This window comes from Patulibacter medicamentivorans, from assembly GCF_000240225.1.
Lineage (GTDB): Bacteria > Actinomycetota > Thermoleophilia > Solirubrobacterales > Solirubrobacteraceae > Patulibacter > Patulibacter medicamentivorans.
In genome coordinates this window covers 1-8,098 of the sequence record NZ_AGUD01000110.1, presented here as the reverse complement: position 1 = coordinate 8,098, position 8,098 = coordinate 1, and the positions used below count along the sequence as shown (strand labels likewise).

General features: G+C 74.5%; 9 protein-coding genes. 7 read left to right on the top strand and 2 right to left on the bottom strand.

What is annotated here, in order from left to right; genetic code table 11:
- From PAI11_RS09210 to PAI11_RS09200, 3 genes are all read left to right on the top strand, one after another.
- Positions 1 to 1,260, top strand: a 1,260-nt coding sequence (locus PAI11_RS09210) for an MMPL family transporter (protein ID WP_040599458.1), incomplete at its 5' end; no start/stop codon positions are given.
- The gene (locus PAI11_RS09205; RefSeq protein WP_007573451.1) at positions 1,257 to 2,195 is read left to right on the top strand and encodes a TlpA disulfide reductase family protein; all 939 of its coding nucleotides are present in this window, start codon (positions 1,257 to 1,259) and stop codon (positions 2,193 to 2,195) included. The genes PAI11_RS09210 and PAI11_RS09205, both read left to right, overlap by 4 nt.
- Positions 2,196 to 2,262: 67 nt before the next feature.
- Positions 2,263 to 2,820, top strand: a complete 558-nt coding sequence (locus PAI11_RS09200) for a hypothetical protein (RefSeq protein WP_040599456.1) — start codon at positions 2,263 to 2,265, stop codon at positions 2,818 to 2,820.
- 58 nt (positions 2,821 to 2,878) lie between these two features.
- Here the strand turns inward: PAI11_RS09200 and PAI11_RS09195 are convergent, their stop codons facing one another.
- Positions 2,879 to 3,334, bottom strand: coding sequence for a hypothetical protein (locus PAI11_RS09195; protein WP_138974196.1), 456 nt, complete (start codon positions 3,332 to 3,334; stop codon positions 2,879 to 2,881).
- 267 nt (positions 3,335 to 3,601) lie between these two features.
- Entirely contained in the window at positions 3,602 to 4,900 is a 1,299-nt protein-coding gene (locus tag PAI11_RS09190) for an aminotransferase class I/II-fold pyridoxal phosphate-dependent enzyme (protein ID WP_007573445.1), read from the bottom strand.
- A gap of 40 nt (positions 4,901 to 4,940) precedes the next feature.
- Between PAI11_RS09190 and PAI11_RS09185 the strand changes: the two genes are divergently transcribed.
- The 4 genes from PAI11_RS09185 to PAI11_RS25795 form a co-directional block, all read left to right on the top strand.
- Positions 4,941 to 6,164: a GNAT family N-acetyltransferase gene (locus PAI11_RS09185; RefSeq protein WP_244406529.1), complete on the top strand. Its 1,224-nt coding sequence runs from the start codon at positions 4,941 to 4,943 to the stop codon at positions 6,162 to 6,164.
- Between the two features lie 37 nt (positions 6,165 to 6,201).
- Entirely contained in the window at positions 6,202 to 7,434 is a 1,233-nt protein-coding gene (locus PAI11_RS09180; RefSeq protein ID WP_007573441.1) for a hypothetical protein, read from the top strand.
- 56 nt (positions 7,435 to 7,490) lie between these two features.
- Positions 7,491 to 7,817 (top strand): hypothetical protein, encoded by a 327-nt coding sequence (locus PAI11_RS09175; protein ID WP_007573438.1) that lies wholly within the window; start codon positions 7,491 to 7,493, stop codon positions 7,815 to 7,817.
- A gap of 93 nt (positions 7,818 to 7,910) precedes the next feature.
- Positions 7,911 to 8,098 (top strand): hypothetical protein (locus PAI11_RS25795; protein ID WP_040599455.1); only part of this gene is annotated, 188 nt, incomplete at its 3' end.

Genomic DNA, 8,098 nt, shown 5'->3' with positions numbered 1-8,098 from the left:
GGCGCCCTGCTGTGGCGCCTGGCCCTCCCGCTGCGGTGGCTCGGCGCCCGCCTGCGGGGTCCGCTGGCGACGGTCGCCGGTCCGGCCGTGCGGTCGGTCGTGGCCGCCGATCCGACCCCGGCCGCCGAGCGCGGCGGCGTCGGTGGCGGCCCGGTCGTCCGGCGGGTGGCGGCCTTCTCGCACCGGTGGCCGGTGCCGGTACTCGCGATCGGCCTGGCGCTGGCGATCGGCGGCGCGGTCCTCGGCTCGCGCGAACCGGTCGAGACCGACCTCCAGCGGCTGGTGCCGAGCGACCTTCCGGCGCTGCGCGACCTCCACGAGCTGGAGCGCTCGAGCGGCGTCGCGGGCGAGATCCAGGTGCTCGTCAAGGCCCGGTCGATCGCCACGCCGGCGGTCCTGCGGTGGATCGCCGACACCCGCGCGAAGATCCTGGCCGACGCGCACTACGACGCGGCGAAGGGCTGCAGCGGCGCCGACCTCTGCCCGCTCGGAGCGCCGACCGACCTCCTGAACCCCGACGTCGCGAAGACCAGCTCGGCGATCAACGAGCTGATCGGCACGGTCCCCGCGTACTTCATGCAGTCGACCCTGGCGCCCGGACGGCGGGTCGCGCTGATCAGCTTCGGGCTGCGCCTGGGGCCGCTGGACCACCAGCGCGCGATCGTCGAGCGGATGCGCAAGGCGCTCGACCCGCCGCCGGGCGTCCAGGCGACGGTCACCGGCCTGCCGGTGCTGGTCGCCGACGCCAGCGGCGAGGTCTCCTCGTCGCTGCGACGGCTGCTGACGCTGCTCGGCAGCCTGGTGCTCGTCGGCGGGCTGCTGGTGGCCTTCACGCGCTCCTGGCGCCGTGGCCTGGCCCCGCTGCTGCCCGTCGCGCTGGCCGCCGGCTGGTCGGGCCTCCTGACGTGGCTCTTCGGCCTGCCGCTGAACCCGCTGTCGGTGGTCCTGGGCGCGCTGGTGGTCGCGATCGGGACCGAGTTCAGCGTGCTGCTGTCCGAGCGCTACCACCAGGAGCGCGAGGCCGGGCACGGCGACGCGATGGCGATCGCCCGCACCGCCCGCTCGACCGGTCGCGCCGTCGGGGCGTCCGCCGCGACCGCGATCGCGGGCTTCGCCGTGCTGGCCGTCAGCGACATCCCGCTGCTGCGCCAGTTCGGGCTCGTGACGGTGCTGGACCTGCTGGTCGCCGTCGCGGCGGTGGTGCTCGTGCTGCCGGCGCTCGCCGCGCTGGCCGAGCGACGGCGTACCGTCCGCGCATGAGCGATCGCGAGCGGCCCGCGCACGACGGGCGCCCCGACGGGGAGCGCCCTGCCGCGCCGCCCGACGGCGACCCGTTCGGCTTCGCGCCCGACGAGCGCGACCGCCACGGCGACGCGCCGGACCTGCGGCGATCCGATCCGGAGCCGTCGGGCGACGATTCCGACGAGGGCGGTGCGGCGCCGGCGGCCGCCGGCGATCGGCAGCCGCCCGCGGACGACCTGCGCCCGGTGCCGGGACCGCGGGTCCAGCGCGGCGCGCGGATGGGCACCGTCGGCCGGGCCGTCGGCGTGCGCTACACGGTGCTGGTGGCGATCCTGATGCTGGTGCTGGTGTCGATCTCGCTGCTGACCCGCCGCGGCGGCGACGGCGGGGCCGGGACGATCGCGGTCGGCAGCCGGCTGCCGCCGTTCGCGGCGCCGCTGGCGACCGCGCCGAAGCTGCCGGGCGGCCGCGAGGACGTCAACCTGGCCTCGCGCGCCGGCCAGGGCCAGGCCGGCAAGCACCCCGCCTGCTCGATCCGCAACCGCTCGGTGATCACGTCCTGTGCGCTGCTGAAGGGCGGGCGGCCGCTGGTCCTGGTGATGTTCACCAACGGCATGGACCCCTGCGTGCGGGTCGTCGACGAGCTCGACCGCCTGCGCCGCGAGACGCCGCGGATCGCGACCCTGGCCGTGGCCTTCGGCGGCGAGCACGACGGCACCGCCGAGCTGGTGCGGCGCCGCCGTTGGACGCTGCCGGTCGCCTACGACCGCGACGGGGCGCTGGGCGCCCGGCTCGGGATGCCGGTCTGCCCGTTCGTGATCTTCGTCGGCGCCGACGGCAAGGTCAGCGCGCGCGAGGTCGGGACCCTCGACGCCGACGCGCTGCGGCGCGGGATCAGGCGTCTGGTGACGCCGCCGGCGGGCGCTCCCGGCGTCGCGCAGCCCGGGCGCTAGGCGATGATCCCTCGATCTGGCGGCTCGGTGCCTGATCCCGCGGCATCGATCATCTAGGCTGCTCGTCGTGGCGGGCACCAGCAAGAAGCGGTCGAGGGCGAGTCGCAAGAAGCGGACGGCGGCCCGACGGGAGGCCGAGGCGCGGCGGCCGGAGGGCAGCGCGGCGCCCGCGAGCGCCAGGCGCGCCCGCAGCCGGCCGAGCCCGCCACGTCCGTCGGGGGCGCCGGTCTCGATGAAGGCCGATCGCGACGAGGCGCCGCAGCCGATCTGGGCCCCGGTCCCGGTGACCGAGATCCTGATCCTGGTCGGGATCGTCCTGGCGGGCGTCGGCGTCTTCGCGCGCAGCGGCCAGATGATCGCCGGTGGTCTGCTCGTCGTCGGCGCGGCCTCGACCGAGCTGGCGATCCGCGAGCACTTCGCGGGCTACCGCTCCCACAGCGCGATGATCGCCGGGGTGGCGGCTGCGGTGGTCGCGACCGCCGGCGGCTTCGGCCTCTCGGCGCTCGGCGTCTCGGTGCCGGTCTGGGCGGTCCTGGGGGTCGCGGCGGTGGTCTTCGCCGGAGCCTTCACGGCCCTCCGGCGCGCCTTCCGCGAGCGCACCGGCGGACTGTCCTTCCGCGTCTGACCGACGCCGTCCGGCTCGCCCCGGCGGCGATGCCGAGGCGCGGGCCGGTCGACGACGATCAGGCGGCGGCCGATCCGGCGCAGGCGTCGGCCCGACGGGCCTCGGACGCCCGGCCGTCTCCGCGGAGCGGCGTCGTCGCGCCGCCGAGCAGCTCGACCAGGGCGCGCCGCTGGCGCGGCGTCAGGGCGCCGACCGCCTTGGTCTCGGGCACCGGGATCCGGCGCAGCAGGCGCAGCGTCCGCGCCTCGCCCCAGCGGTGCTGGGCGGCGAGCAGCTCGCCGACCGGCATCGAGGCGGCCTCGGGCGGGCACGCGGCCACCACGTCGGCGGCTCGGCGACGGCCCTCCTGGACCGCGCGCTTGAGCGTCGCGCGCGCCAGGCGGACGGCGTTCGCGCGCTCCAGCGCGTCACGTCGTTGCTGCTCGCGTGGGCGAACCTCGGCGGCCAGCGCGGGGGGCACCGGCGGCGCGGGGCGATTGGGCATGTCGAACGTCACCTGCTGCACGTCAGGCACGAGATGAACCACTCCCTCTGGGGTCATCGTTGCGGCGATCCTGCTCTACGAGACACGGACGAGCCGCCGCCGGGCCGCAGCCCGTGGTGCTCGCGTCGGCCGCCCCACCGCAGCCCCGCGCTCGTGCTCGAACCTACGATCGTCGGGCCGAGCGGTCAACGGCAGAATCGTCGACGCACCCGCTCGTAGCGGGAAAAACCTGATCGTCGATCGCGGACGGCGGACGACCGTCCGGGTCGGCGACCGCGGTCCGCGCCCGTTCCGGGCTCAGCCGTGGCTGCCGGGACCGGGCAGCGCGCCGTGCTCGGCCTCGAAGTCGCGCTTGACCCGCTCGAACGCGCCGAGCGCGCGGTCGAGGTCCTGCCGCGAGTGCGTCGCCATCACCGACGTCCGGAGCATCGCGCCGCCGGGCGGGACCGCCGGGTGCAGCGCCGTGTTGACGAAGACGCCGCCGTCGAACAGCGCCCGCCACAGCAGCGCCGCCTTCCAGTCGTCGCCGACGAGCACCGGCACGATCGGCGTCACGACGTCGCGGCCGTCGCCGATCGGCTGCGGCTGGACGACCGCGTAGCCGAGGGCCTCGAGCCCGTCGCGCAGGTAGCGGGCGTTGTCGAGCACGGCCGCGAACAGCGCCGGCCCCTCGTCGGAGCGGGTGATCCGCAGCGCCGCCAGCGCCGCGCCGACCGCGGCCGGGACCGCCGAGGCGGTGAAGAGGAAGGCGCGCGAGCTGATCCGCAGGTAGTCGATGACCTCGGTCGAGCCGGCGATGAAGCCGCCGCAGCTGGCCAGCGACTTCGAGAAGGTGCCCATCCGCAGGTCGACCCGGTCCTCGATCCCGAGCAGCTCGCAGGTTCCCGCGCCGCGCGCGCCGAGGACCCCGGCGCCGTGGGCCTCGTCGACCATCAGCCGCGCGCCGTAGCGGCCGCAGAGGTCGGCGATCTCGGGCAGCGGGGCGATGTCGCCCTCCATCGAGAAGACGCCGTCGACGACCACCAGCACGCCGCCGCCGTCGCTGGCCGCGCGCTGCAGCTGCTTCTCCAGCTTGTCGAGCTTGTTGTGGCGGAACGGGCGCAGCTTGGCCTTGCTCAGCAGGCAGCCGTCGAGGATCGACGCGTGGTCGCCGGAGTCGGCGACGACCGTGTCGCCGGGCGAGAGGATGGTCCCGAGGGTGCCGACGTTGGCCTGGTGCCCGGTCGAGAAGACGATCGCGTCCTCGGTCCCCATCCAGTCGGCGATCTCGGCCTCGAGCTCGAGGTGCAGCGGGATCGTGCCGTTGAGCAGCCGCGAGCCCGTCAGGCCGCTGCCGTAGGCGTCGATCGCGTCGTGCGCGGCCTGCAGGACCCGCGGATCCGAGGTCAGGCCGAGGTAGTTGTTGGAGCCGAGCTGGACCCGCTCGGCGCCCTCCATCGTCACCACCGGCTGGGCGGCCGAGTCCTGGACGTGGAAGTAGGGCAGCAGGCCGGCCTCGCGCGCGGCGTTGAGCTGCTCCTCGCGAGCGTGTCCACGGACCTTGGCGAAGACGTCGACGGGCGCGGTCGGCTGGGAGGGGGGCGGGCCAGAGCTCACGGGGTTCACGATCCTTGGTTATAGGGTCTGGCCGGTGAGCGTGCTTGTCCGACCCGTGCGCGATCGCGGCGATCTGCGGGTCTTCATCGACCTTCCGTACCGTCTCTACACCGACGCGCCCCGCTGGGTACCCCCGCTGCGGACGCTGGTGCGCCAGCAGCTGGACCGCAAGCGCAACCCGTTCTTCCGCCACGCCGAGGCGGAGTACTTCCTGGCCGAGCGCGACGGTCGCGTCGTCGGCCGGGTCAGCGCCCACGTCGACCGCAACCTCCAGCAGTTCCAGCAGAACCGCTGGGGGCTCTTCGGCTGGTTCGAGTGCGAGGACGACCAGGAGGCGGCGTCGGCCCTGATCGAGGCCGCGTCCGCCTGGGTCCGCGAGCGCGGCTGCGATCGCGTGGTCGGCCCGATGAGCTTCACCACCAACGACGAGTGCGGGCTGCTGGTCGCGGGCTTCGACCGGCCGCCGATCGTGCTGACGGGCTGGCACCACCCCTACTACGGGGCGCTGCTCGAGGGCGCGGGCCTGGGCAAGGCGATGGACGCGCTGATGTGGGACCTGTGGGTGCAGGACCGGGCCCGGGTCCACCCGGCGATCTGGGAGATGGCCGGCAAGGTCGAGTCCGAGCACGGGATCGTCTGCCGCCATTTCGTCAAGAAGGACCTCGAGGCCGAGGTCGGGCGCTTCCTCGAGGTCTACAACGCCGCCTGGGAGCGCAACTGGGGCTTCGTGCCGCTGAGCGAGGACGAGGTCCGCGCCTACGCCAAGGAGCTGCGGCCGATCCTCGACGAGCACTGGGCGATGATCGCCGAGAAGCCCGAGACCGGCGAGGTCGTCGGCGCCGCCCTGACGCTGCCCGACGTCAACCAGGTGCTGGCGCGCGTCCGCGGCGGCCGGCTGCTGCCGCTGGGCTGGCTGACGCTGCTGCGCCACCGTCGCGCGATCGACCGCGTGCGGGTGCTGGCCCTGGGCGTCAAGCGCGAATACCAGCACACGGGGGTTGCGGCGCGGCTCTACGAGATGCACTACGAGTCGGCCGAGACCACGCCCCAGAAGGGCGGCGAGACCGGCTGGATCCTCGAGACCAACACCGCGATGAACAAGGCGATGGCCGGGATGGGCGGCACGATCACCCGCCGCTACCGCTTCTACGAGCGGCTGCTGGAGGACGGCGCGCAGAGCTCGGCCGCGCCCGGCGGCGAGTTCGCCGGCGACTGGACCCACGAAGTGGCGGGGGACGGCAGCGTGGCGAAGGTCGAGGCGTAGGGGCCCGCCGGGTCGCTCGGTGGATAGGGTCCGCCTCGTGACCGTGCAGATCCGCCCCGTGCGCACGCGCGGTGACCTCAAGCGCTTCATCGACCTGCCGTTCCGGCTGTACCGCGGGCAGGAGCACTGGGTGCCGCCGCTGCGGCTGATGGTCGCCGAGCAGCTGAACCGCAAGAAGAACCCGTGGTTCGAGCACGCCGAGGCCGAGTACTTCCTGGCCGAGCGCGACGGGCGGGTCGTGGGCCGGATCACCGCCCACGTCGACCGGGCGCTGCACGAGTTCCAGGGCAACCGCTGGGGCCAGTTCGGCTGGTTCGAGGTCGAGGACGACCAGGAGGCCACCAACGCGCTGCTGGACGCCGCGGCGGCCTGGGTCAAGGAGCGCGGCTGCGACCGGATCGTCGGTCCCTTCAGCTTCACGACCAACGACGAGTGCGGCCTGCTGGTCAACGGCTTCGACCGGCCCCCGATCGTGCTGACCGGCTGGCACCACCCGTACTACCGGACCCTGCTGGAGAACGCCGGCGGCTTCGAGCGGGCGATGGACACCCTGATGTGGGACCTGCACGCCCGCGACCGCGAGCGCGTGCACCCGATGATCTGGCGGATCGCCGAGCGGGTCGAGTCCGAGCACGGGATCGTCAGCCGCCATTTCGTGAAGAAGGACCTCGAGGCCGAGGTCGGGCGCTTCCTCGAGGTCTACAACGCCGCCTGGGAGAAGAACTGGGGCTTCGTCCCGCTGAACGAGACCGAGGTCCGCCACTACGCCAAGGAGCTCGGTCCGATCCTCGACGAGAACTGGGCGATGGTCTCCGAGATCCCCGAGACCGGCGAGGTCGTCGGCGCCGCGCTCTCGCTGCCGGACTTCAACCAGGTCCTGCGGCGGGTCAGGAACGGGCGGCTGCTGCCGTTCGGGTGGCTGACGCTGCTGCGCCACCGCAAGCAGACCGACCGCGTGCGGGTCTTCGCCCTCGGCGTCAAGCCCGAGTACCAGCACACCGGCGTTGGGGCCAAGCTCTACGAGATGCACTACCAGTCGGCGATGCGCACGCCCCAGGGCGGCGGCGAGTGCGGCTGGATCCTCGAGTCGAACCTGAACATGAACAGGGCGATGTCGAAGATGGGCGGCACGGTCGCGCGCCGCTACCGCTTCTACGAGCGGCTGCTCGAGGACGGCGCCGAGCCGTCGGCCCCGAAGGACTCGAAGTTCACCGGCGACTGGGTCGACGAGCAGTCGAAGCTGGCCGCGGGCCGGGTCGAGAACGCCTGAGGCGCCGGCGGCCGCCGACGGCTCCCGCCGGCCCCGGCGCTAGCCTCGGGGGCGTCATGTCGTCGTCGCCGCTGCCGGAGTCCGATCTGGACGAGTACGAGGAGGCCACCGGCGAGCTGGTCGACGCCGAGCTCTACGCCGTCGTGACGCCGCTGGACGACGGGCCGGCCCCACTCGCCGGCCAGCGCAGCGTCAAGACGGTCGCCGTGCAGGCGGCGGCGGTCGCGACCACCGGCTTCGTGGCCGGCGCGATCGCGACCGCGGTCGTGGCCCACCGGACCGCTCGCGCGCGTCGCCGCTGGGCGCCGCCGAAGGGGCTCGACGTGGTCGACACCCAGCGGTTCCTGGTCGACGTCCACCAGGTGCGCAGCCGCGGACGCTAGCCCGTCACGCGGTCGCGGCCCCCGCCGAGGGCCGACGGCCGTCGCCGAGCGGCCGGCCCGTGTGCCGCCGTCCGGCGGCGTAGCCTGACCGCGATGGTCGAGCTGCGCGCCGAGCTGCTGCCGCCGGGCGCCTACCGGCTGCCCGGGCCGTCCGCGGACGGCCTCCTGCGCCGGCGCGGGGACGTCCTGCTGCGCCACCTGCGGGTCGACGGCCACGACCTGCTGCTGCGGGCCGCACGCCGTCGCGACGGCGCGGTCGTGCTGGGGGCGCGCGTCGTCGT

What these genes read in the sequence shown, in the direction of transcription:
- PAI11_RS09205 (WP_007573451.1), top strand. Translation starts at nt 1,257, where the DNA reads ATGAGCGATCGCGAGCGGCCCGCGCACGACGGGCGCCCCGACGGGGAG.
- PAI11_RS09175 (WP_007573438.1), top strand. Translation starts at nt 7,491, where the DNA reads ATGTCGTCGTCGCCGCTGCCGGAGTCCGATCTGGACGAGTACGAGGAG.